Origin of the sequence: Marinibacterium sp. SX1, assembly GCF_050389775.1 — a bacterium.
In the GTDB taxonomy this organism is placed as follows: Bacteria; Pseudomonadota; Alphaproteobacteria; order Rhodobacterales; family Rhodobacteraceae; genus Marinibacterium.
Map to the genome: position 1 here is coordinate 3751934 of NZ_CP177144.1, position 25099 is coordinate 3777032.

At 68.9% G+C, this 25099-nt stretch carries 18 protein-coding genes; all 18 read right to left on the reverse strand.

Going from position 1 to position 25099, the window contains the following annotated elements:
- Positions 1–552 carry a hypothetical protein gene (locus tag ACK3BB_RS16925; RefSeq protein ID WP_428925815.1) on the reverse strand — a complete coding sequence of 184 codons (552 nt, stop codon included), beginning with the start codon at positions 550–552 and terminating at the stop codon, positions 1–3.
- A 309-nt stretch (positions 553–861) separates the two neighbouring features.
- Positions 862–1503: a hypothetical protein gene (locus ACK3BB_RS16930; protein ID WP_428925816.1), complete on the reverse strand. Its 642-nt coding sequence runs from the start codon at positions 1501–1503 to the stop codon at positions 862–864.
- Positions 1500–6398 (reverse strand): hypothetical protein, encoded by a 4899-nt coding sequence (locus tag ACK3BB_RS16935; protein WP_428925817.1) that lies wholly within the window; start codon positions 6396–6398, stop codon positions 1500–1502. The genes ACK3BB_RS16930 and ACK3BB_RS16935 overlap by 4 nt, the downstream gene beginning before the upstream one ends.
- A complete protein-coding gene (locus ACK3BB_RS16940) occupies positions 6395–6628 on the reverse strand; it encodes a hypothetical protein (RefSeq protein ID WP_428925818.1) in 234 nt (77 codons plus the stop codon). Before ACK3BB_RS16940 ends, ACK3BB_RS16935 begins: the two co-directional genes overlap by 4 nt.
- 15 nt (positions 6629–6643) lie before the next feature.
- Positions 6644–9214 (reverse strand): hypothetical protein, encoded by a 2571-nt coding sequence (locus ACK3BB_RS16945; protein WP_428925819.1) that lies wholly within the window; start codon positions 9212–9214, stop codon positions 6644–6646.
- A 15-nt stretch (positions 9215–9229) separates the two neighbouring features.
- The gene (locus ACK3BB_RS16950; protein WP_428925820.1) at positions 9230–9703 is read right to left on the reverse strand and encodes a hypothetical protein; all 474 of its coding nucleotides are present in this window, start codon (positions 9701–9703) and stop codon (positions 9230–9232) included.
- 20 nt (positions 9704–9723) lie between these two features.
- A complete protein-coding gene (locus tag ACK3BB_RS16955) occupies positions 9724–12987 on the reverse strand; it encodes a LamG-like jellyroll fold domain-containing protein (protein ID WP_428925821.1) in 3264 nt (1087 codons plus the stop codon).
- Positions 12987–14297, reverse strand: a complete 1311-nt coding sequence (locus ACK3BB_RS16960) for a baseplate J/gp47 family protein (protein WP_428925822.1) — start codon at positions 14295–14297, stop codon at positions 12987–12989. Before ACK3BB_RS16960 ends, ACK3BB_RS16955 begins: the two co-directional genes overlap by 1 nt.
- A complete protein-coding gene (locus ACK3BB_RS16965; protein WP_428925823.1) occupies positions 14294–14776 on the reverse strand; it encodes a hypothetical protein in 483 nt (160 codons plus the stop codon). Before ACK3BB_RS16965 ends, ACK3BB_RS16960 begins: the two co-directional genes overlap by 4 nt.
- Positions 14773–15147, reverse strand: coding sequence for a hypothetical protein (locus ACK3BB_RS16970; protein WP_428925824.1), 375 nt, complete (start codon positions 15145–15147; stop codon positions 14773–14775). The genes ACK3BB_RS16965 and ACK3BB_RS16970 overlap by 4 nt, the downstream gene beginning before the upstream one ends.
- Positions 15144–16862: a hypothetical protein gene (locus tag ACK3BB_RS16975; protein WP_428925825.1), complete on the reverse strand. Its 1719-nt coding sequence runs from the start codon at positions 16860–16862 to the stop codon at positions 15144–15146. Before ACK3BB_RS16975 ends, ACK3BB_RS16970 begins: the two co-directional genes overlap by 4 nt.
- Positions 16859–17266: a hypothetical protein gene (locus ACK3BB_RS16980; RefSeq protein WP_428925826.1), complete on the reverse strand. Its 408-nt coding sequence runs from the start codon at positions 17264–17266 to the stop codon at positions 16859–16861. Before ACK3BB_RS16980 ends, ACK3BB_RS16975 begins: the two co-directional genes overlap by 4 nt.
- An 11-nt stretch (positions 17267–17277) precedes the next feature.
- Positions 17278–17775 carry a hypothetical protein gene (locus tag ACK3BB_RS16985; RefSeq protein WP_428925827.1) on the reverse strand — a complete coding sequence of 166 codons (498 nt, stop codon included), beginning with the start codon at positions 17773–17775 and terminating at the stop codon, positions 17278–17280.
- A gap of 18 nt (positions 17776–17793) precedes the next feature.
- Entirely contained in the window at positions 17794–18195 is a 402-nt protein-coding gene (locus ACK3BB_RS16990; protein ID WP_428925828.1) for a hypothetical protein, read from the reverse strand.
- An 11-nt stretch (positions 18196–18206) separates the two neighbouring features.
- Positions 18207–19328 carry a hypothetical protein gene (locus tag ACK3BB_RS16995; protein ID WP_428925829.1) on the reverse strand — a complete coding sequence of 374 codons (1122 nt, stop codon included), beginning with the start codon at positions 19326–19328 and terminating at the stop codon, positions 18207–18209.
- Positions 19329–19401: 73 nt separating this feature from the next.
- Positions 19402–20235 (reverse strand): hypothetical protein, encoded by an 834-nt coding sequence (locus ACK3BB_RS17000; RefSeq protein ID WP_428925830.1) that lies wholly within the window; start codon positions 20233–20235, stop codon positions 19402–19404.
- Positions 20236–20854: 619 nt separating this feature from the next.
- Positions 20855–24589: a M10 family metallopeptidase C-terminal domain-containing protein gene (locus tag ACK3BB_RS17005; protein WP_428925831.1), complete on the reverse strand. Its 3735-nt coding sequence runs from the start codon at positions 24587–24589 to the stop codon at positions 20855–20857.
- A 29-nt stretch (positions 24590–24618) separates the two neighbouring features.
- Positions 24619–25044 carry a hypothetical protein gene (locus ACK3BB_RS17010; RefSeq protein WP_428925832.1) on the reverse strand — a complete coding sequence of 142 codons (426 nt, stop codon included), beginning with the start codon at positions 25042–25044 and terminating at the stop codon, positions 24619–24621.
- Positions 25045–25099: the final 55 nt, after the last annotated feature.

Consider the following 25099-nt stretch of genomic DNA (forward strand, 5'->3'; position numbering starts at 1 on the left):
TCACTGAACTCGTTCCAGGGTCTTCAGACGCAACAACCCTTCGATCTCAAGCACGCCACTGGCGACATTGCGCAATGCCGAGGGCTGTGCCCGGGCCGCGACCTCCAGCGCCGAGGTCGGCACCGCGAGGCTGCGCAGATCCGGCGCCAGCATGCCGCCGGCCGCCGTCTCTCCGGCTAGGCGGAATTCGATCTCGACGCGGGCATCGTGGGTGTCGTCCAGCACCAGCCCTGGCCCCCGGGCCGCAACTTCGGCCCGCACGCTGTCCAGTAGTTCTTCCTGCTGCACTGCCAGGACATTTTCATCCCCGAACGAGCGCAGCAGCCGGTTGAATTCGGCTTCGGTCAATTCGGTGCGAAAGGTGCCCGCATCCTTCATGTAGGCCGGGCGATAGAGTTCGAGCACGTATCGTCGCGCATCGGCGTTGCCCTCGACGAAGACCCGTGTGCGGATACGGTCCTCGCTGTCGATGAAGCCGCCGACATAGGTCAGGGCAATGACCGGCGTTTCGGTGCCCACCGGCACGCTGACACGCTGATCGGCGCCCGCCATGACAAATTCATCCGACGAGGTTTCAGAGGATTGGGTTCCAGAGGATTGCGCCAGGGTCATTTGCGGCAAAACGGCAATCAACCCAATGGCACAGACAGGCAGAAAGGATTTCAGCAACATTGGCGCTCCAGTTCATTTTCGGCAATTGACGCCAATTGGCGTCAAGCACAAAGAACAAGGCGTTTCCAATACGTTGGATGCAAGAAACAATTGCAAGGAACGCAAGATACGCAAACAAAAACTAATTCACACCATAGGCAAAACCACCCGATTCGGCAACAGGAGCACAATTGAAGGCCGGAAATCCGCCTATCCGCGGACGGCATTATTCCGATTAAAATCCTGCACTATTGAATAAATCCATTGCGACGCAACAACATCGACAATTCCGGTGGTTTCCATCGCCCAGAAACGCCCGGCCATCCCCGACATGGCGGCGTTCAGCGCCGCCAGCGCCCCGGCCCAGGCCACCCGGTCGGCGGTCTGTCCGCCGGCCCCCGCGACGGGCGCCAGGGACCAGCCGCCGGGCATGTCGGGATCGGGCTGCGGGGCGTAATCGGTCAACGGCCAGCCAAAGAGCGGCAGGGTGATTTCGACCATGGCGTCACCGGCCCGGCAATCCAGCGTCAGGCTGGCCAGCCCCATGCACACGGGGGCCTCAGGCCGGGACGGCCAGGCCAGCGCGCCCATCCAGCCCGGAGCCTGCGCATCGCCGAACGGCCGGGCAAACAGCGCGGCGTCACAGGAAAACGGCGGATCCCGGGGCGCCTGTGCGGCCGGTTCGGCCACCGGGACAAGCGCCGGCCGGTCTGTTGGCGACACCCCCGGCCCGGCCCCGTTCAGCGGCCGGATCACCGGCGCCAGGGCCGACAGGGCCATGCGGGCAAAGGCCCCGGCCCCCATGTCTGCCGGGTCGGCCGTCACGCGCAGGATGACATGTTCGAAACTCATGGCGCCCCTCCCGCGACCTCGACCACACCGGCCCCCCCGCGGGCCGGGTTGCTCCACAGCACGCGCAGGTTGCCCGAGATGTCGTAGAACCGGACCCGGTCGACAAAGTTGAACAATGCGTCCTGACCAAAGCGCTGCATCTCGCCTAACATGTCTTCGACCGCCGGGACATCCAGCAATTGGCTGGCGTCGCGCCGGATCACCTGGACCTCCAGCTCCTGGGCCGCGACGGGCAGGCCTTCGGCCGAGGCCCGGTTGGCCACGCCGTTGGTCGGCACGCCCTGGGCCTTGCCATGGACCGAGGCCCGCAGCGAGCGCAGGAAATGCGCCCGCGTCGCGGCCGGGTCCAGCCCCGGGGGAAAGTCGGGCGACACGGTCACCACCTCGCGCCCGGCCAGGCCCACCGGACGGCCGGAGGCATCGAGGAACGCGACCGACAGGTCCGGGCGCAGCCCGCCACGCGCCGCCGGGGCAAATTCGACCCGCACCGTGCCCGGCGGCCGGGCGATTTCGGTCAGGTTGGGCGTGGCGATATCCAGGATCGTGCGCAGGGTCCGGGGATCGACATTGTCGCCGACCAGGCGCGCGGCCAGTTCCACGGCATCGACGGTGCCACTCCCCGACCGGCCGCCGGCGGTGAAGACATCGGTGCCCAGGCGCAGCCGCCCGGCCAGGGCGTTCAGCGCCTCCAGCGTCTCTTCGGTGGCCAGAGGACGCAGCACCCCGGCACGCAGCTGGGCATCGGACCGCGGCAGGTTGCCGGCGCTGATGATGTTGGGGCTGATCCGGTTCAGCCGGGTGCCCGGGTGCGACCGCAGCAGCCGTTCAAGGGCGTCGATCACCCGGGCCGGGTCCGGCGCCGGCCCGCCCGGACGGGCGTCGAGCAACGGGAAGAAATGATCGCGGCGCACCCTGGCTCCGCGGATATTGGCCACGACCCCGCTGCTGCGGGCCAGCGGCTCCAGGGCCCCGCGCCGGGCGGCCTCGGCCAGGTCGGCGCGCAGGACATTCGGCAGGCTCAGCAAGCCGGTCAGCGGCTCGGCTCCCACAGCGGCCTGCCGGGCGATCATCTGTTCGATGGCGGCGGGGGTGAACCCCTCGGACACCAGGTCGAAGAGGCTGCCCAGGGCCCCGGCATGGCCGGGCGAGACATCGCCCAGCCGTTCGGCGACGATCATCAGCCCTTCGTTCGAGTACGACCCGTTGTCGGCCAGCGCGCTCAGCAGGTTGCGCAGGGCATCGTCGCTCAGCCCCGCCGCGGCCGCGCGGTCGGCGAAATCCACCATCGGGGCCACGCTGCCCGCGAAGCGGTCATCGAGGATGCGGGCCGCCCGGGTCCAGCCGGCGGTATCCAACATGCGCGTGGCCCCGGCCGACCGCGACACGGCCAGGGCCATGCCCCGATCGATCATGGCGGTCATGTCCTGCGGACCTAGCCCCCGCGCCAGGGCCAGCAGCCGCGGCAGGCTGTCCCCCGTGCTGCGTGCGACCAGCGCGACAAGTTCGGCCTGCGGGACGGTGCTGCGGAACAGGCTGGCCAGGCCCAGCACGGCATCGGGGTTCAACGCGCCCAGCCGTTCCACCGCGCCCAGCACGGCGCCCATGGGCAGATCGGGCGCGTCCAGCAGCACGTCGATGATGCGCCGGCGCAGCACCGGGTCGACGGTCAGGTCTTCGAGTTCGGCCAGGAAGCTGTCCAGCTGGTCGACACGGAACCGGAACCGCGCGTTCAGCAAGCGGCCGAACAGGTCGCTGGCATCCAGCGCATAGGCCAGGGCGCGTTCCGATTGCAGCAGCTCGGCAAAGCCACCCGCTTCGGTCAGCCCGCGCAGGGCCGCATCGTCGATCAGCCCCAGGGCGGTGAAGAACCCGTGCGACCGCGCGGCCCCGGCCGCACGCAGCTGGCGCACCAGGGCCAGCGCGGCGCTCCCGTCCAGCTCCTGGCCTCCGATCAGGATCAGCCGTTCCAGCCCGGCCAGCCCTTCGGCGCCCAGCTGCAGGTCGATCAGTTCCAGCCCCTGCACCAGCCGGCGGGTCTGCAAAGCGGCCGGGTAATGGGCCCGGATCTGGTCCAGGACCTGCCGGAACCGGGCCACCAACTGCCCCGCGATCGCCTCGTCCAGCATGGTTCCCAGCCGGCCGCCCAGGATATCGACGATGGTCAGGCTTTCGGCCGCGAACCGGGCAAAGCTGACCCCTTCGGCCCCCAGCCGCTCGGCCACTTCGGCCAGCTGGATCGCGGTGACCGACCCGGCCCGGACCGAGGCGGCAAACCCCGCCAGGACACGGGTGATTGCCGCGTTCACGGCCAGTTCGCCGGCCACGCCCAGCACCGTGCCGAACCCCACGTGCAGGGCGTAATCGCCCAGCGATGACAGTCCGTTGCGCTGGCCGGTGCCGATGTCGTAGATGTCATGGGCAAAGCGCACGAGAAAGCCGGTCGATCCGCCGCCCACGGCCCCGCGCACCGCCAGCTGGGCCAGCCGGGCCCGGCCCAGCGTCGACAGGATGCCCGTCGACAGGATCCGCCCGCTCAGCCCAGATGCCACGACCCCGCCAAAGCGGAAGCCCAGGGCAAAGAGATAGCCGTCGAGCGCGGCCAGCGCGACGCCTTCCCAGCTGAACTCGACGTCGGTGAAGATGACCGTGGCGAAGTAGATCAGCTCGGATATGGCGATCGAGGCCAGCACGACCTTGAGCCCGCCGGCCACGGCGATCAGTTCGGGCAGGAAGACCACGCCGACGATGGCCACCGTGCCGATGCCGACGACCAGCGCCAGCGTGCGCAGCCCTTCGAACCCGCGCATGATGCGCCACAGCGCCAGGGTCTCGTGGAAATAGCCGGCCAGTTCGCGCCGCCGGCTGCCTTCGACCTCGCGCCATCCCCGCTCGCCCCGGTTGCGGGTAACCAGCGACCAGGTGACATAGGTCCGCTCGATGCCGCCTTCGATGACCCGCTCGACACCATGGAACCGCGCGCTGGTCTGCTTGACGACCTCGTGAAAGGCATCCTCACCAAGATCCAGCGCCTCGGCCGCGCGCACGATGGCCGTGCGCACGAAGGTTTCGCTGGTGTAGTCGCCGGTGTCGCGCCCCGACAGGATGTCGGCGGCCAGGCGATCGGCCTCGACCTGGGCGCGATCCTTCAGGCGGACCAGCGCGGCGGGCCGCAGCTCGACGCCCTCGACCTCGTGGACATACCGGTCGGACAGGTCGCCGACCACGCCATCGGCGGCCACGATGCGGCGGGGATGGCCGTCGAGCAACATGACATTGCGCGCGATGTCATAATCGTGGGCCGCGATCTCGCGGGCCCGGCGATTGAGCAGCTCACGCGTGGCCACGGCCAGCGGATGATCGGCGTAACGCCCGGCCGTGGTGTAGCGCACCAGCGCGGCATGCACCGAGTAATAGCGCGCCCGCTCCACGACCGAGAACAGGCCTTCGAGCAAGCCGCGACGGTCCAGCTCGTCAAGCGTGAGATCGAACAGCGCGACCTGCCCGCGCGAGGCCGAACTGCCGAAGCTTTCGAAGAACGCGTTGACCAGTGCCACCAGCCATTCGATGTCATGCGGATCGGCATTGCGGATCAGCCCGGCAAGGCGGTCCGCCGCGGCTGCGGCCGCCGGCCGATAGAGCGCCCGCTCGCGCTGGTCGTCGCTCAGGCGGAAGGTGGCATGGAGATAGGCGCCACGCCATCCGAAACGATAGGTGCCGAACTGGTCCGCGTCGGTGACCGCCCGGCTCTGGGCATTGGTCAGCGCGCCCAGTCGGGCCCGCGCGGCCGACGGCAGGCTGTCGAGCATCCGGGTGCCAAGGATGCGCGTGGCCCCGAAAAAGGCCGTATCCTGCGACAGCCCGGCCGCGACACGGGCCTGCATCAGGTGGTTCACCGCATCATGATGGGTCTGGGCGCGGATCTCGAAGGGCAGCGCCAAAAGCTCGGCCGGATCGTCGCCGAATTCGCGGACGTAATCGGCCCAGGGCACGCCCAGCAGGCGTTCGAAACTGTCGTGATCGGCCAGGAAATCCAGCTCGCGCACGGGCATTTCGATGGCCAGCGGCGTGTCGCTCAGCAGGTCCAGCACGGTTTCCAGCTCGATCCGGGGCAGCGCCGCCGAGGCAAAGAAGACCTGGGCGCCCGGCAGGACGACGGCGGTGCCGTCCGGCAGGGTCCGGGTGCTGGACAGCGGATGGGTCAAGGCCGAGAAATCGCCCTGGCTGTCGCGGCCCATGTCGGCCATGCGCGCCGGGGCATCGTTGCGCGACGTGTAGACCCAGAAGGCCACCATGCCTTCGGGCGTGTCCCTCAGCGCCATCTGCGCCAGCCATTCGCCCACGGCATCCAGGTAGAGCGGCTGGTTGATCTGCGCGACACGGGTCGTGACCGTGATCTCGTCTTCGGCCCGGTCACCGTAAAGCGCGCGCAGGATGTCCAGCGTGTCGGTGCTCTGGGTGCCGTATGTAGCGAAGAACTCGGTGAATTGCGCGACGGTCATGACCAGGCTGGCCCGACGGGCGATCCGGGCCGGCGGGCCCGGCCGGGCCCGGGCCGGGGCACGCGGCGCCCCGCCCCGCATCCGCACCGACCTGGGACGCATGGCAATGCCGCTTTCGGCGATTGCCGCGTTGACCGCGGCGGTCAGGGCCCGGGTCAGCGCCTCGCGGTCCGGGCCGGACAGGTCCCCGTCGACGGCAATGCGCGGGGCCAGCACGTCGCGCGAGACATCCGTGATGCCCCGCCGGCCCAGTTCGCGGCGCAGCTCGGCCAGCTGGTCGAGCACCGCGGCCGTCACCGCGCCCTGCATGTCGGTCACCGCGCGGGCGTCGGGCCGGCCGTTCAACGTGACGTCGACGGGCACCGCGGCGCTGAGGATATCGGGGCCGCCGGTCACGGCCCGCCTTCGATCGCCGCCTGCAGCTCGGCCAGCACGGCTTCGGTCACCCTGTCGATATCGGCCTGGCGCAGGCTGCCCACGACGACCACGCGCACGGGAAACTCGATGCGCACCAGCTCCGGCGGCGCGGCTTCGGGCGGGTCATCGCCTTCTGCCTGCGCCGCACCGGGATCGGGCGGTGACGGGCTGGCCGCATCGGGCAGAAGGATGTCGTCCTCGTCCTCCATCTCATCGCCGCGTCATCACTGGCCCAGAATCTTCAGCGCCCGGTCGAACAGCTGCTGCAACTGGCGCTGCTGGGCCGGATCGCGCCCAAGGCGGACGGCATCGCGCAGGATCGTTTCGATCTCGGCCCGTGTCCGGCCCTGGCCCTGCGCCTCGGGCAGATGCGCCTTGACCGATTGTTCGGACATCAGCCACAGCGTGTCGATCAGCGCGCGGCACAGGCGGGCAAAGGTGTCGGCCTGGTCCTTGTCCGGAGCGCCCTGACCGTCCTCGTCGCGGGCGGTGCCGTCGCCCAGTTCCTTGAAGCTCACCGCGAAGGCCGGGGTGTCAAAGACCCCGACCCCCACCTTGACCGGCGGGCCGGACAGCGCGGGGCCGCCCCCGGGCAGCGCGGGCAGGTGCAGGTGCACCTCGTAGCTGCCATCGAGCCGGTCGACGATATCCTCGACCAGGCCGCGATCCGGCTCCACCCTCAGGGCGCCTTCGCCATAGCCCAGTCCCAGCATGGCGCCGAACCGGTCCAGGAGGCGGATCTGCAGGACGACATCGGCGCTGCCGTCCGCCGCCTCGTCCACGCTGAAGACCGACAGCTTGCTGGCCGACGGATCGGGCACCGGGACCGTGCGCGTGGTCATGCTGCGCACCCGGCGCAGGCGGTCGCCGTTGCGGTCCAGGGCCGTGACCTCGATATCCATGGCATAATTGCCCTCGGCCATCGTGTCGAAGTAATACCCGCTGTAGATGCCGTCGCCGGCCACGGCATCGCCGCTGGACATGTCGCCATCATCCACCAGCTTGATGACGTCCTCGCTGACCCCGCGCAGGATCTTGCCCAGTTCGGGATCGGCCAGAACCGCCGTCAGCTTGCCCTGCCAGGCCCGGAACGGCTCGCCCCCGGTCAGGTCGTTCGGCCCGATATCGGCCGAAGCCACGAAATCGCCGATCCCGACATCGGGCCGGCGCACCCGGGCCAGGGCTTCGGCCTCGGTCACCGGGTCGTCGCCTTCCTTCAGGTCCACCTGGATGTGGATCGGCGTGCCGGTCGGGCGGATCGCCGCGTCCAGCCGGTATTCCGACCAGATCATCGTGCTGTCCAGCATGACCATGGCGTGGTAGGTCACGTCGCGGTCGATCGCGTCAAAGACCAGCTGCCAGTCGCCGGGATTGCGCACGAACCCCTCGGGCGTCAACGCCGGCAGCGGCACCTTGGCCGACACATGGTTGCCCACCCGCCGCAGGAAGCGCCGCAGGTCGATCTGGCGGCCATCGGGGGCGATCAGCGTCACCTGCCCGCGCAGGGGACTGCCCGGCTCCTCGGCATCGGTGGCCGAGAAGAAAAAGCTCAGCGCCACGTCGTCTTCGGTCACCGGCACGGCCAGTTCGAGGGCGTCGCCCGCGGCCAGCTTGCCGCTGTCGTCGATCACCATCTCGACCTTGTCACCGATCAGCTCGTCGGCAAGGTTCTGGACGAAATAGGTCTCGAAATTGGCGGCCGGGATCGTGTCGGCCATGTCCTCGACATGCAGGGGCAAGGCCCCGCCGGCCGCCGCCGCGATATCGGCCTGAAGGGTGTAGCCCGGCGCCAGCATGCGCCCGGCGGTGATCGGATAGATCACCGTGTCGGGATCATAGGCCAGGCCGTCGACCTGCAGGCTGCCCCCGGGGACCGCCACCATGGGCGGGGTGTTCTGTTCGCCGTCCGACATCAGCACGACAACCTTGTTGTTGGGCAGTGCCGGCGCCGGGGTGATCGTGTCGAAACCGTCGATCTGGGCCGCCAGGAGGCCCGCGCCGATGCTGGTCCCGCCGCCGGTCGGGGCGCCGTAGGTCGCCAGGATGTCGTCGCGCATGCCATCGGCCGCACCGGCCAGGACACCCAGCGTGTTGTCGCCGCCGCCCGGAGCAAAGGGCACGGCCGCCGTGTCGAAATAGACCGTGCCGATGCGGTCGCCGGCCTGGCCGTATTGGCCCAGCAGCATGAACAGCGGCACGATCCCGTCCCGCATGGCCTCGCGGCGCAACGGGGCGCCCGCCGGGGCGCCGGGCACCGCCGGCCGGTTCATGCTGCCCGACACGTCCAGCACCAGTTCGACAAGCAGCGGATCGCGGATGATCGGGGTGGTGCGTGTCGTGAAGCTCCAGGTGTTCAGCGTGAAGGGCGGATCGCCCGGCAGGCTGGAGGTGATGCCCCCCAGGGTCAGGCTGACGGTCGTGTTCAGGGGCACAAGGTCTCCCAGCGCGATCTGCAGACTGTCCTGCACGCCGTTGGGAAAGGGCCCGTCCGACGCCGCAAAGCCGCATTGTCCGGCCGCCGGCGACAGATCGTTCAGGGCGCAGGCCATGGCTGGCGCCCCGCCGATCGACACGTTGACGCTGGCCCCGCCCAGTTGCAGCGGCAAGGCCGGGTCGCCGGGCGGGAACAGGCCGCCACCGGAGGACACGAAGGTGATGAAGATCCCCTTCTGCCCGATCGACCGCACCACGTTGGTCGACCCGTCGCCGGGAAACAGCGATCCGAACGGGTCGATGGCCAGTTCCTGGCCCAGGGCAGGACCGGCAAACAAGAGGGCTATGGCAAGGCTTCGCATGGGGGATCTCCGGGTTCAGGACAGGACAAAGATCTGGGCGATGACGGCCGTGGCCTGGTTCCTCTCGTTGCGGAACCAGATCTCGACCTCGGTCTGCGTGGCGCCCTGGCGATAGGTGAAATGATGGCTGACCTGGGCATGGGGGGCCGTCAGCGTCGGGCTGATGCGCACCGAGTAGAGCTTGGGCACGTCGCTGGGGAAATCGGCATTGTCGTAGGTATCGATCACCGCCGGCGCGGTGACATCGCTGCCCGGGATGTTGACCGATTGCGTGGTCAGGAACTGCTGGCGCCCGGCCAGCGGCAGGCCGCCGCTGATCGTGTCGACCTCGGCCGCGATGTCGCCGATGGTCGACGCAACATCGTCGAACTCGCTTTCCAGGTCCTGGAAACGTCGGTTGAACCCATTGTCGCCCTCGGCGTCCACGACGTCTTCGTGGTTGCGCCACGGCACGTGGGCAAAGCTTCGGGTATACGAGAAACTGGCCATGGTACTCACTCCGGTGGTGTTCAGCGGTCCTTGAAATCGGGGAAGGTGTAGCGGGGCAGTTGCGACAGGGTCTGGCCGGTCAGCTCGGCGACATGGGCCCGCAGGCCGGTGGTGTCGATGGCAATGCCGATGGGCGAGAAATGGGTCAGGACGTTCATCACGAAGTCATAGACATCCTTGGGAATATTGGCCCCGGCGGCCTCCAGCGCGGGGTTCAGCCGCACGGCATAGGTGAACGGCTGGGTGCCCTCCGGCCCGCGCAGCGAGGCCACGGCGCGCAGGCCGGTCCGCCCGGCCGCGCCGGGGCTCAGCGTGATTTCGGGGCGCGTGCGGGCATCCGCCGAAACGATCCCCTCGCCGCCCAGGTGCCAGAACACGTCGCGCCCGCCCGGGTCGGGCGGCAGCGACAATGCAAAACCCGCCGGCGTGCCCAGAAGGATCTCGCCCGGCGCCGGCTGGCCCGTCAGGCCCTCGGCCTCGATCCCCATGAGCGGGCTGGCCGGGGCGACCAGCGTCACCGCGCCGGCGTCATGGCGGACAAGCGCCGCACCCACGTTATGGGCCATCGCGCCCAGCTCTGCCGGCGGCAGGGTGTCATGGCTCAGAACGACGGCATGTCCCTGGGCCAGGGCCCTGTCGGTGGCGGTCGGATCGAACCCGCCCTGCACGACCAGCCCGGCAATGGCGGCCCCCTGGTCCTGCAGCTGGCGCAAGAGCCGGTCGAGTATCTCGCGCAGCGAAAAGAGCATGCGCCGATGGCCGGCATCGGCGATCTGCGGCGCGTCGCCGAACATCGCCGCCGGATCCCAATCGTGCAACAGCCGCTCGTCGAACCGGGCCGGCGGCGCGGGCAATGGCAGGCTGCCCAGGGCGGCCACCTGCCCTTCGGCGTCGATTTCCATGCCGTCGGGCAGGCTGTCCAGGCCGATGCGCAGTGACCGGATGGCGCTGAGCGTGATGCCCGCCCGGGTCAGATCGCCGCGCAGGGCCACGGTGCCGGGGGCCAGCCCCGCAAGCCCGACCCGGCCCCGCGTCGCGGCCTCGGCATCGCTGATCGCCCCGTCGCCCGGATGCGCCCGGATCGCCGCCCGGCCGGTCGCGCCGGGGATCACCGACCAGGCAAACCGCGCGCCGCCGACAACCGGATCCAGCCGCACCGGAACGCCCTGCCCGACGATCAGGTCGGTGTAGCGCGCAGCGCCGGCTTCCTGCACCAGGTTGACCCGTGGCCCGGATACGTGACTGGCCACGATATCGGTGGACCGAGCCGCAACATGGTCGAACCCCGCGCGATGGGCCAGCCCCGCCAGCACGGGCGGCGGCAGGACGGAATGGCGCAGCCGGACCTGCCGGCCCTGGGCGGCCAGGCCTCCGGCCGCCGCGTCAAAGGCTGCCTCGACCGTCAGTTGCCCGGCCAGGCTCTGTCCGGCCAGGGTTTCCACCCGGTTGGCCAGGTCGCGCATCATCCGCCCCGCATCGCCGCCGGCGGTGACCAGGTTGGGCGCCACCGGACGGGTCAGCATCCAGGGCTGGAACGGCACCCCGTCGTCCGGCGCCAAGGGTTCCGGCGCACCGGTCAAGCCATCCGCCGCAATCGTCGTGCCCGCCGCGACCTCCGGTGGCACGACCCGCAGTTCGGCCCGCGCGATGGCCGTAGGCTGGTCGCTCTCGTCGATGATGAACGGCGCCGGATCGCCGTCGATGGGCCCGGCGCGGTTGAGCGCCTCGGCGATGCCCGCAGCGCTGGGAACCCGCCAGCTGCGGAACACGGCCAGACGCCGGGCATAGCTGTCGTCATCCTCGCCCAATGCCGGGCCAAAGCCGGTCCGGGCCACGCGGGACAGGCGGATGCCGTCGACCACGGCCCGGATCCCGAGCCGGGGCGTGCCGGCCAGCGAGGCGGCGCCGATCTCGACCGGGCGCCCATTTGCCAGCCCGCCGATCTGCGAGACATCCGCCAGGGCCGTTTCCACCCCGTCGACATAAAGCCGCGCCTGCCCGCCGGCCCGGTCGACACTGCCCGCCACATGGTGCCAGACATCCAGTGCCAGCGGCACATCGGCAAAGAGATCCACCCGGGTCGAGGCATCGCGAACGGAAAACCGCAGGTTGCCGTCGATGCCCCGGAACGGCCCGGCGGCCAGGGCCCAGCCCCGTGCGGACAGCACGCCGGACGGGGCCAGGACACCTTTTGCCGCCAGGATCGCCGTCGATCCGGGCCGCTCGGCCAGCCGGACGAACAGTTCGATGGTCATGTCGTCGCCGGGCCCGGTATCCAGGGCGGGCGCGTCGGGGATCATCACGCCACCGGGATCGCCCACCGCCACCCCGCCGCCGAACCGGCCGTTGGGCACCAGCCCGGCCCCGACCAGCTGGGCCGGATGCCCCGGCGGGCGCAGCAGGGCCACGGTGTCCGCCAGCTGTCCCGCCCCGTCCAGCTCGTCGAGATCAAGCAGCACGACGGTGTCGTCGTCGACACCATGCGGCCGGGGCGGAAAGCGCGGCACGGCCAGGTCACGCCCGATCAGGTCCAGCGTCGCGCCCCTGGCCATGCCCACCGAACGCGACCGGCGGATATCACCGAAGGTGCGGCGCAGCGCGTCCTTCTCGCGGCCCAGGGCCCAGGCCAGCCGGGCGATGTTGCCCAGCAGGACCAGCGCGTCCCAGCCGCCCGCCCCGTCCGGCCGGGCCGGCGACACGCGAAAGCGCAGCAACCGCGCACCGGCCGGCACGGCGGCCGCGGGCACCACGATGGCGCTGCCCGCCGCCAGGTTCGGGGGCACCGCGATGTCGACCGGCGGGCCGACCGGCGCGCGCCGGCGCAACACGGTGCCCACCGGATGCGGCCGGGCGGGATCACCACCGGGCTGCCCGCGCTGCACCGTTGCGACCGGGCCGGCGATGGCCGTGAGCGCGACGATCTCGGTGCCCAGCTGCAACATCTCGGGAGGCGCCAGGCCCGGGAAATCCGCGTTCAGCGTGATCTGGACATCCGCCCGGCCCACCGCCCCGGCCAGGGTGCGGGTCGCCGCCGCGTCATCGAATTGCACCTGCAGCCGCGCCGGCAGCGGCCCGGTGCCATCCCGCGAGGTCAGCAGGTAGAGCGGCGCTTCGGGGTCGTGCCCCCAGCGCCCCCGGTAATCGGCAAAATCATAGGCCCGCACGTCAAAGCCCTCGGCTTCGGTGGCGATCCGGCCAAGCTGCAGGACCTGGTGTTCACCGCCCTTGCGATAGGGGGCCGGCAGGGCGCCGACCATGGCCGATATGGCGAGATCATTGGCCATCACACGGCCTCCAGCCGGACATCGAGCAGATCCGAGGCAATGGCGAATTCGGCGATCTCGTCGGGCTCCAGCGCGATGTTCGCCCCGATGGCCACCTCGACATCGTCGCCGGCGAGCTCGCGGCGGGCGCCGAACTGGACCCGCCCGAACTGCCCCGGCCGCTTGCGCAGGCGCAGGTTCTGGACATCGACCACGCCGGGCACCGATCGCATGTCGACCATGACATCGGCAAAGCGCACCGTCCGCCCCAGACCCAGGGCATTGATCCGCAGGGCCAGGCGATCCTCGATGGCGGCCAGGATCTGGCGCGGGTCGGCCCCGGAGCGCACCAGGATGTCGGCCCGCGCGCCGATACGCACATGCGAGGCCCGTTCGATATTGGGATAGATCGACACCGGGCGGATTGGGTCGATCGCCTGCCGAACCCGGCTGCGGATGCCCTCGACGCTGCCGACATCGTCGAAATCCAGCCCCGGTTCGATCGCCACGAGCACGTCGAAGAAATAGGGGCTGCCCAGCGGCCGGGGCTCGGCGAAGGGCCGGGTGGCGAATTCGAAATCGCCGAAATAGCCCAGCGTCAGGTCGATGCCCCCGTTGGTGTCGGTCAGCCGCACATCGCGCACGCCGTCGACATCGCGCGCCGCCGCCTGCACGGCGTCCAGGGTCCAGACCGTGCGCGGCAGGCCGATCAGCCGGGCCCGGTAGACACTGTCGTCCTCGCGCAGCTCGCCGCCGGTCACCGGCGCGTCATTGGCCACCGTCACGCTGGCGGCCCCGAAGGACAGCCGCGGCAGGTAGTCGGGATGGACGGCCGTCACCTCGCCCGCCGCCAGGTTCCGCTCGGGCCCGCGTTCCAGGCAGACCACCGGCACCGTGGCGCTGTCGCTGTCTTCGCTCAAGGTCACGCCCTGCAGGGTGCGCAGCACCACCGGCCCCTGGGCATTGGCGCCGCTCAGCAACAGCCCCAGGGGCAGGCGATAGCTGCGCGCCGGTTCGGCGCCCTGCAGGGTGAAGGCCACCGCGCCGGTGGCCTGGAGGTAACGGCGGCTGCGCCCGACCTCTTCGCCGATCAGGTCCAGCGCATCGGCCGAACCGGTGGACATGAACCCGGCGTAATACTGGAACTCGGCCGCCTTCCACAGGTCCTGATCCTCGTAGGCCGCGGCCTCGGCCAGCTTGCGCAGCGGCGAGGCCGGACCGACATCGACCCCGTCGCCGAACATCTCGCGCAAGAGATCGAGGCGCGCGTCCATGATCTCGACAAAGGATTTCAGGACGAACCCGTCCGGTGTGACGCCGAACTCGCTCATGTTCCCAACCTTTCTCCTTCGGTCAGCAGGGCGACCGTGTCGTCGATCCCCACATCCACGACGACAACCGCCCGCCATCTGCGCCGGGCGACGGCATCGCCCCGCGCGGGCGGCGTTGCGACCGGGTCACCGGCCTGCGCCAGTTCGAGGAAACGGGGGCTGTCGTCGAAGGCCACTTCGCGCACCTCGCGCACCCGCGGATCGCGGCTGAGCGCCTCGACGATCTTCAGGTGTATTTCCGCCTTGGTGATGGTCAGCGTGTTGACCGGCCGGTCGGCCCGGTGCCAGACGCTGGTCAGGTCCAGACCGTAGCGGGGATTGAACAGGTCGGTGGCAAAGGGCGTGGCCAGGTGCAGCGTCAGGGATTGCGCCAGGTTGTCGAGCCCGTCCGACAGGCGCAGGGCATCGCCGTCCATCACGATGTCGCCGTCGCGCAGGGCAATGGAAAAGCCGAACGGATTGCCTTCGGTTCCGGTCATGACGAGGTCACCACGGTCTGCCCGGCGTCCAGCACGCTCCAGCTGGCCCCCGGATCGTTGGGATTGGTGGCCTGGCCACGGGCATCGGCCAGCAGAACGGCCTGCCCCCCGATCCGGGTGGCCTGCGCCATCCCCGCGCTGGCTGCCAGCGTCGCGGCGCAGGGCGACGGCGCGCTCGACGGGCTGAGGAAAGGGCACGGCACCAGCACCCCCGGCGCGCCGGGCGCAAAGCTCAGCCCGATTTCCATCGTGGCGGTCACCACGTCCATGCCCCCGGCCGTCATCCGCGCATCGCCCGATTGCAGCCGCAGGGTGCCGCCGTGGCTGCATTGCAGCATGCCGCCTGCCACCAGAACCGCCTGCCCCATCATCCGACCTCCAGGTTGCCGCCGACACTGAGATTGCCGCCGACGCTGACATCCCCCGTGATCTCGGTTTCGGTGGCGTCGATGGTCACCTTGCCATTGGCGTCGATGGTGATCGTCGTGCCGCCGGAATGTTCGATCACGCAGGTGTCGGCAGCGCCGGGCGCCGGGCGGATGCCGATATTGGCCAGGGCCCCGTCCCCGATGCGTATCGTCAGGCTGCGCGCCTCTATGACACGGTCGCCGGACCGGGCCGTCAGGTCGTTGGTGGCCTTTGTCTGGTCCGACGGCGGGCCCAGCCCGTCCAGCCCCGATGGCTGGGGATCGACCGGCAGGCACAGCCACCAATCGCCCTCTTCGGCCGCCGGCGTGGCATGGGCCGGGGTTTCGGACCAGGTCGATCCCAGGGACAGCGCATCGCCGGCAATGCCCAGGTTATGCCCGAGCAGCAGCTTCATCCCCGGGTAGACCGGGGTGACAAGACCGCATTTGTGCCAGGCAAAGGGCGACAGGATCGGCACGTTGCTGACCACGCGCTGCGGATCGCGGTCGACATCGGCGGTCAGGCTGGGCTGGCGGTTCGATCCTTCGAAACGCTGGTGATAGAAGACCTCGGCCCGTTGCGGCTGATCGGTCGTCACCTGGCGCACCAGCCCGGTTTCGATATGCGGGCGCGTGGCGGCATCTTCGCGCAGGCGTTCGGTCAGCCCGGCCACGATCTGACGTCCGCTGGGCGTGGCCGAGGCCGTGGCGGCATCTTCGGGTTCCTGGTCAAAGGCCCCCTGCACGGCCCGGCCGACACAGGTATAGCCGTCCTTGCCATAGCGGTGGGACACCGAATGGATGCGAAAGATGCCGTTGGCCTCGTAGCCCTGCACCAGGGGCAGGACAACCTGGGCGGGGCGCACCATCGGGTCACCGACGATCGTGAAGTTGAACCCGTTGACGTCGCCGGCCGGCAGCGGCGACAGGCGGTTGGTGCCTTCCGGGCTGGAGACCTTGCGCCGGAACGGTTCGAACTTGACCAGGTTCAGCCCGGGATCCAGGGGCACCGGCGCGCCGATGGCGTTGAGCGGGCGCCCCACGACAAGCTGGCCGTCGTAGACATAGAAATGCGCCCGTCCGTCGCCGCCGCCCGATGCATGGCGGACCAGGTCGTCGATGACCTCCAGCAGGTTCTCGCCCCGGTAGGCCGGGTTCTGCACCCGCAGCCCCAGGGCCAGGGTCGGCGGCAGGAACAGGGGCTGGCTGCCCGCCGCCCCGCCAAGGGCATTGATGCCCAGCAACCCGCCCAGAACCTCGGCCAGGGTCGCATCGGTCTGGCCGCGCAGGTCGTGGCCGATCTGATCCTGCTTGACCTCGCGCAGGGCGTGGGTGGTCTTTTCGAAACCTTCGACCTTGGTCACCAGCTTGCCTTCGGACACGGTCGAGGTGATCTTTGTCACGATCCCTTCCATCACCGTCGGCGGCGCGATGCGGAACGCATCGAAATAGCCCAGCGCGATCCGCACGCGCAGCCCGCTGTCCTGATGGTCGGCCAGCTCCCGCGCCGAGGACAGCGGCAGGTCGTCGAAGACGATCTCGAAATCGCTGCCGAACCCGTCGCGCAGGATGTTGGCCTTGACCGTCGCATCCAGCAGATGCGTGCCCAGGACCAGGTCGTTGGACACGGTGATCGCCGCTTCGGGAAAGTCGATCTGGTGTTTCAGAATGACACTCATCGCGGTGCGATCCCCCCGATGATCCGGGTGCCATGGGCGCCGGTGCCATTGAGATTGCGCTTGGCGATCTGCAGGTTGCCAACGGCGATCGGCGGGCCGGGAAAGGCCACGAAGACCGGGCCGCAGTCGATTTCCTGGCCCAGCGCCACCTTGCGGATGCGCAGGGTCCGGCGGTCGCCGCCCGGCGGATCGAGCGCCAGGCGCATGACCAGGTGATCGCGCGCACCGTCCAGCGCGATGATGTCCGGCGCCGCGGCAAAGCCCGCCGCATCGATATTGGGGTAGAGCAGCATGACATAGCTCACGCCGGCGCTCGACAGCGACACCCGGGCCGGAAAGGCGGCGTCGGCGGCCAGGGGCAAGGGCTGGTAGGTGCGGCCGCTGGGCAGGAGAAAGGGATCCATGGCGCCGCCTCCTAGAACGCAAAAGCCGACAGCAGCGGCGAAGCCACGCCGGCCACGACATCGGCACCGAGCTGGAACCCGGCCGCCTCGACCCGGCGCGGCGCATGTTTCAGCTCTATCGTCACGGTGGTCACGTCGCGCTTTTCGGATGTTTCCTCGAAATTGAGCGACGTGATCTGCATGTCGGTATGTACCGAGGTCGAGGTGACGACCGGCAGGCCGGCGATGGCTTCGACCGGGCCGAGCACGCTGCCCAGCCCCCGGAACGTCAGGGCCAGCGCCTCCAGCGCCGGACGCAGGGCACGCCACGGGCCAAGCAGTTCGGCCGCGATGGTGATGGTCTTGGCCGTTGGCTGGGTCAGCTGCAGAAAGGCCCCCGGACCGGCCGAGGGCGCCAGGGCCGCGGTTTCATAGCCTTCGTTCACGGTGAACTTGGTCACTGCCAGCAACGGCGCCGGCCCGACCATGACCGGGAATTGCAGGACCGGAAGCTGATCGCTCTTTGCCATGGCGCGGGCCCGTCCGGATCAGGTCTCGATGTCGGCGTCTTCGCCGAAGGCCAGGATGATGCCGTTGAAGGTGGCCGCCGGCGCGCCCTGGATCATCACGTTGCTGGGGTTGGCCGACGTGATGATGCAGTCGCGAAAGAGCAGCTTGGCAAAGCTCCAGTCATCGCCGTCGGCCTCGGCCACGGTGATTTCGAACCGGGTGCGGTCCAGCGCCATGCGCGTCAGTTCGGCCACCGCCGTGCCGATGGCCGGCAGGGCCATGGTGAACGTGGCCGTCCTGGGGCCAAAGGACACCCCCACGTTGTCGGCTTCGACCGAATGGATGGGCGTCGCGGGCGTCGTGATCGTCGGTTGAAAACTGTCGATCGGGCAGATCGGCGTGCTTCCGACCTGAACCTGAAGGCGGGTGTTCCAATCCATGATCTGGTCTCCTAGACAAAGTTCAGGGTCAGGTTCAGCCGATGGATCGCACCGGCGTAGACCACTGAGATGAGGGAATTGACGGCCCTGGCATTGCGGGCGTCGGTCAGTTGCTGGGCCTCGACGGCGCTGCGTTCCTCGGGGGCCTTGTCCAGGATGGTGAGAAGCGGCGTGAAGACATCAAAGCGCACGATGACCTCGTTCTGGACCAGCGGTTGCAGCACGCCCGAAATCCGCGATTCCATGACGCGCAGGCCCGGGCGCGAGATGCGCAGGTTGCCGATCGACCGGATCAGCATGGCCTTCAGCCGGAACGAAATGTCATCGATCACCCGGACGATGTCGACATAGGGCTTGTCGGCGCCCAGCGTGTAGGACTCGCCCATCATCAGCGACTTGCCCGGGATCAGCAGCGGATCGGTGATCCAGTTGACGCGCGCATCGTCGAAGGCGCTGATCTGGCTGTCGGTGAATTGCTGATCCATGCTCAGAACGACCGGTTTCAGCAACAGCGAGATATGCGGCGGATAGCCGGCGATGCAGCCGGCATAGGCCGCGGCGGCATCTTCGTCAGAATGGTGGGCAACCAGTGTCATGCGGTCGATGGACATCGCCCCGGTGACAAGCGCCGTGTCGGTCGTGCCCGCTCCCAGCATGGCCACACCGATGCGTTCCTTGCCGTCCCCGCCCGAATTGGACACGGTGTTAACATGGCCGGCCAGGGCCTCGATCTCGGTTGTGCCATCGGTGTCGGTCAGCGGGGTATTGGCCAGCACCACGATCTGGACATCCAGCGTCGAAATGGCGGTGAAGGCATCGGTCAGCTGGGTGCCGTCGGTGGGATCGGCGCGCAGGGCGACGACCTTGCTGGGCCCCGGGCTTTGCTGGAAGGCCACGCGGACGGCCGCGCCCAGGCTGCCTTCGAACCATTCCTGTGAATCGACCGGGCCGACGATGGGGTCGCCGCTGCCGTCAACATGGCTGGGCGATTGCACCTCGCCGGGGTTGGTGATTTCCACCGGCACGCCGGCCGGGCCATTGCCGGTCGCATCGCCGATGATCGCCAGGTTCCCGAACGCGCGGGTTGCGGGCTTGAAGAAATTGGTCACCGGCGTGACCGTTATGTAGCGCACTAATGCCAATTTGGCCTCCGTGTTTGACGGGCACGGGATGCGCCCGGGTGAAATGCCTGGTCCGACGGGCCGGTCAGGGGTCGGGTTCGAAATGAACGAGGTATCCGGCCGACCAGAACAGGGCCGCCAGGGCGGTACGGCTGGCGGCCACGTCGTGGCCGGGCAGCGGGCTTGCGACCAGAATGCTGTCGGGCAGAACGGCTAGGTGCGCGGCGACAACGTCGCGCCGGCGCCCCGAGACGGTGGGGTCCAGGGCGGCTTCGCGGCGCATGACGGCCCGGGTGCGCGCCGCGGTCCTGAGGTGCTCGCACCAGGTATCGCCCTCGAAGACCGAGACCAGCAGATCGACCGGCACGATCTCGGCCGTGGTTGTTGCGGCCAGCGGCCCGGCCGAGATATCGGCAATCCGGTGGCGCCCGCTGCGGTAATCGCCGATGGATGCGATCCCCAGCCGATCCAGAACCGCCGCGGCCTGGTCGGGCGGCACAAGGGCGCCCAAGGCGGTTTCCAGCGCGGCCAGGTCGGCCTGGTCTCCGAGCCGGTCAAAGAGCGATTGCTCGCCCACCGACACGACCGGCCCGGCCAGCGCGGCCATCTGGGCGGTCAGGCGCAGGCGGCTGATGGCGTCCAGCCAGGTGACACCGCCCATGCGATGCCGCCGGGCGCGGCTTTCCCGGCGGCTGTCCGGGCCGGATCCGGTCGACACCTCGTCGACCAGACCCGTTTCAAAGACCGGAACGGCAAAATCCGTGCCATCGACCGCCACCGCGTCAACCGCAGTATAGCTCTTCTCGTCGCTGTCGGCCCCGGCATTGGCCAGGATCGCCAACCCGCCGACGCCACCGACAAGGGTGGTTTCCACGAAGGTCGCCTGGGTCATGCTGGCAAGGATGAAATCTGAAAACATCGAACCGTCTACCGTGGCCGGCCGCCGCGACCCGGGCGCACCCGGGGCGCGGTGGCCGGCCCGCGCAAAATGCCAATCCCACGAGACAAAATGGTAAGACGCGGTCTTGCCCGGCAGGTTGCCGAACCGTGGCGGCCCGTCTGTCGCGCCCGCCACCTGTCAATGCGTCCGTCTCTGGCTCCAGCTTCGCCGCCAACGGCCGCGCGGTAAATGAGGCGGAGGATCCGGTGGGCACGGATCGAAGGAACCGGATATTAGGGTTCATGTCAGGGGACATACGATCAGGCCCCTGCCCGGCCCGCGCCCCAGTCGGGCCGCCGGCCATCCGGCGGCGCCCCCGTGCGAACAGGCGGAAGGGCGGCATGAGCCCACGGCCGGACAGGCGAATGCCCCCTCGCCGCCCGCGACCGGTCAGGCCGAAGGGCCGGCGTTGGTCCGCCGGCACAGGGGAACCCGGGACGGTTTCCATTACGGCCAGGGCGGCCTGGTCTCCCTGCCGGTCAAAGTGCGATTGCTCGCCCACAGACACGACCGGCCCGTGCGGCGCGCCCTGCCGGGCAGGCAAAGGGGCCGGCGGCTGCCCTGCCCCCGGCCCTTTCGATTGCGCCCCGATGCGGCGTCAGATCAGCCAGTCCTCGCTGAGCACGGTGTCGGCCGACAGGTTCTTGATATAGGCCAGATCGACAATCCCGGCGCCGGTGTCGAAGGTCAGCATCGAATTCTTGCCGTCGGCCACCAGGGCGAACAGCTCGTCGGCCAGCGCATCCGCCACGCTGCCCCCGCCCAGCAGGCCCGAGACCGAGATCCTGTCGTCGTCGGTCAGCTTGAAATCGGAGAGGTAGTCGCCGCCCTCGTCCAGCGCGGTGAAGACAAAGACATCCGCCCCGCTGCCCCCCTTGATCTCGTCGGCCCCGGCGCCGCCGGTAATCACGTCGTTGCCGCCGCCGCCGTTGATGATGTCGGCGCCTGCGCCGCCAAGGATGGTGTCGTCGCCATTGTCGCCGAAGATCGTGTCGATCCCGTCGCCGCCTTCGACATGGTCGGCGTCGTTGCCGGCCTTGAGGTAATCGTCACCATCGCCGCCGAACAGCTGGTCCAGCCCGCCATCGCCGTAGATCGTGTCGTTGCCCGTGCCGCCTTCGGCGTAATCGTCATCGTTGCCCAGCTTGATGTAATCGTCGCCATCGCCGCCAAACACCGTGTCGTCGCCGTTGTCGCCATAGATCTTGTCGATCCCCGCGCCGCCGGTGACGTAATCGGCGTCGTTGCCGGCCTTGATGTAATCGTCGCCGTCGCCGCCGTGCAGCTCGTCAAAGCCGTTGTCGCCGTAGATCTTGTCGTTGCCCGCACCGCCGTCGGCGTAATCGTCTCCCTTGTCGCCCTTGATGTAATCCAGCCCGTCGCCGCCATACATCGTGTCGTGGTCGTACTTGCCATAGATCTTGTCGTCGCCGGCGCCGCCGTGGATCACGTCATCGCCATTGTCGCCATAGAGCATGTCGTTGCCGTCGCCCGCGTCGAGATAATCGTCGCCATCGCCGCCATAGAGCTTGTCGACCCCCTCGCCGCCGTCCAGCCGGTCGTCGCCGTCCTCGCCCTTGAGGTAATCCTTGCCGTCGCCGGCAGTCATCACGTCGTTGCCCGCCCCGCCGTAGAGCTTGTCGGCATCGGCCCCGCCGCTCATCGTGTCGTCGCCGTCATGGCCATAGAGCGTGTCATTGCCCGCTCCGCCGGCCAGCTCGTCGTCGCCTTCGTGGCCGTAGAGCTTGTCGGTCCCGTCCCCGGCGTCGATCACGTCATTGCCCAGCCCGCCGTAGATCGTGTCGTTGCCGGCCCCGCCATCCATCGTGTCGCTGCCGTCATCGCCATATATCCGGTCATTGCCGTCGCCACCGGTCAGGGCGTCGTCGCCGTCGTGGCCATAGAGGTAATCGTTGCCGCCCCCGCCGGTGATCACGTCATCGCCGGCATCGCCATAGACTTTGTCATTGCCCTCGCCGCCGTCCAGGTCGTCATCGCCGTCGCCGCCGTAGAGGTAATCGCTGCCGTCATCGCCGCGCAGCAGGTCGTCGCCCTCGTCGCCGTAGAGCCGGTCGTTGCCCTCGCCGGCGGTCAGGTCGTCGCCGCCATCGCCACCATAGAGGTAATCGTTGCCAGCGCCCGAGCGGATGACATCGTCGTCGCCCTCGCCATAGATCCGGTCGTTGCCATCGCCGCCGGACAGGTCGTCGCCGCCATCGCCGCCATAGAGGTAATCGTTGCCGGTATCGCCGGTGATCACGTCGTCGCCGGCATCGCCGTACAGCTTGTCATTGCCCAGCCCGCCGATCAGCAGGTCGTCGCCCGCCCGGCCATAGAGGTAATCATTGCCCTTGCCGCCATCGATCTCGTTGTTCAGGTCGCTGCCATAGCCGTAATCCGACCCCGAGCCGAGCAGCAGGTTCTCGATGTCGGACCCCGCCTCGATCGTCAGCGCCTTGCTGCCGACCTTGCCCGGCGTGCCGTCCAGGTAGATCCGGCTGCCATAGGTCACCGCGCTGAGGTCCAGCGTGTCGTTGCCGCCGTTGGTGTCGCGGATGATGCTGGCCTCTTCGGTCCAGTTCTGGACAAAGGCGTTGGTCAGGGTGATCACCGTGTCATAGGCATCGGGATCGGGGCCGACCGGCACGCTGTCGACATCGATGATGTCGGCCACGCTGGCGGTGGACGCGATGCCGGTCAGAAAGGCCATGGCCAGGGCGCCCAGCCCGCCGCCGTTGACCATCAGCCAGGACCCGCCGGTTGCGGCGGCCAGCCAGACCATGCCATCGCCCACCGGATCGCCGCCGTCATAGCCCAGGGCGGCAAACAGGCCCGACAGGTCGATGCGGTCGCCCTGCGACAGGCTGAAATCGGTGATCGTGTCGCCGGCCTCGTTGGCCGCGCCATAGACAAAGACATCCCCCCCGGTGCCACCGGTCAGCGTGTCGGCCCCGGCCCCGCCGACCAGGATGTCGTTGCCGCCCTGGCCCAGGATCGTGTCATCGCCGGCCCCGCTTTCCAGGGTGTTGTCGGCCGTGTTGCCGGTGATGTGGTCGACCCCCGAACCGGTGCGCAGGTTCTCGATCAGCGCGCCCCGGGCAATGGCCAGGTTGCCGGTCTTGCCGTTCATGTCCGAGAAGGCCTCGGCCTGCAGGTCGATGCGCTGGTTCTGCCAGCGGCTGCCCAGGTCGATCATGTCGATGCCGCCGCTGTCGAAGATCGTCACCGCCTTGCCGGTGTCCAGCCCCATGCCGTACTGGGTCAGGTTGGTGTTGTCGCCATAGATGCTGTTGCCCGTCTCGATGTCGGTCGGCGTGCCGTAAAGGCTCTGGATCGCCACGATATCGGCCATCTGGGCCGTGGCCAGGTAGGCAAAGCTGGCCGAGACATTGGGATTCTCGTTGTTCGAGAAATAGGACATCACCGACATCTGCCAGCTGTCATTGGCGTAATGCGCCTGGCTGTTGTAATCGGCCGACCCGTTGTAGAGCCCGCCATGACCCAGCCCCAGGGCATGGCCGATCTCGTGGATGTAGGTCTGCAGGTAATAATCGCCGTAACCCTGCCACGAGGTATGCACGTTGACATTCGACGCGATGATCGTCGTGCCCGAGGTCGACGAGGAATTGTAGGCCCCGGCCTGGTTGTCGTCGAAGGTGATCATGGCGCTCGACGACTGGGTGAAGGTCAGCCCGGTCACCGCCGTCCAGGCCTCCAGCGCCTGCAGGGCCGTGGCCTTGCCCAGGGCGTCCAGCCCGTTGATATTGACGGTGATCGTGCCCCCGGCCTGCACGTTGAACGACCGGGCCTGCATGCCGTTGTCGGCCCAGAACCCGTCGGCCAGGTAATCGGCGATCTGGTCGACCGAATAGACCGGTTTGGACGCGGCGGTCGCTCCGACGGGCATGGTCGCCCCGCCCGCTGCGACACCGGTCATGGCCTCTGGCCCGGCGATCCCGGCATCGGGCTGCCAGGCGATGGTGTAGCCTCCGGTTTCGGTCTCGTCGAAGGTGATCATCGCCTCGGGCGCTTCGACAAAGCTCAGCCCGGTCTCGGCCGCCCAGTCGTCCAGCGCCTCGAGCACGGCGGCCCGGTCGGCGGCGTCCAGCCCGTCGAGATTGACCGTGACCACGCCATCCGCCGGCACGTCGAAGGTCCAGGCCTGCTGGTCCTCTCCGGCCACGAAATCGTCGGTCAGGTAGCCGGCGATCTCGTCCATGGAATAACTCAGGGTCGCCGGGACGGTCCCTTCGACACCGCCATCGGTCAGCGGGTCGACATGGGGATCATAGACGGTCAGGCTCGGATCGAGCGCTTGGCACATGGTGCACATGGGGATTTTCCTTGAAGCCGGGGGATCGCTCAGAGTGGGAGCTTGGTGAAGCGCAGCAGGTCGTCGGCGAAGCGGCCGAGGATCGCGTCATTCAAACCGGCGTCCGACACCGACAGGGTCAGCGTCGGGCCCGTCCCGGCCACGCCATCGGCGCGGCGCCAGGCCAGATGGCCGGACAGATGCCCGACCAGGGGCCCGGACTGAGGCCCAGACTTGATCCCCGACTGGGGCTCGGACTGGGTGCCATGGGCCCGCGCCTCGGTCACGAAGTGCACCGAGAACACGCCATTCCCCGGGCTGTCCGAGACGATGACCGCCCCGTACCGGGCCCGCAACGCCGCCGCGAGCGGCTGGCAGAAGAAGGCCTCGGGACCGCCGGGACAGACCAGGCGGATCTGCGGCGCGGCCCGGGCGGGCGTGGTGGCGGACAACAGGGACAAGGCGGCAGCGGCCATGATGAATGTCACGACGGGAGACAAGCTGGCTCCGATTGCGGTTTTTCTGGTGGAT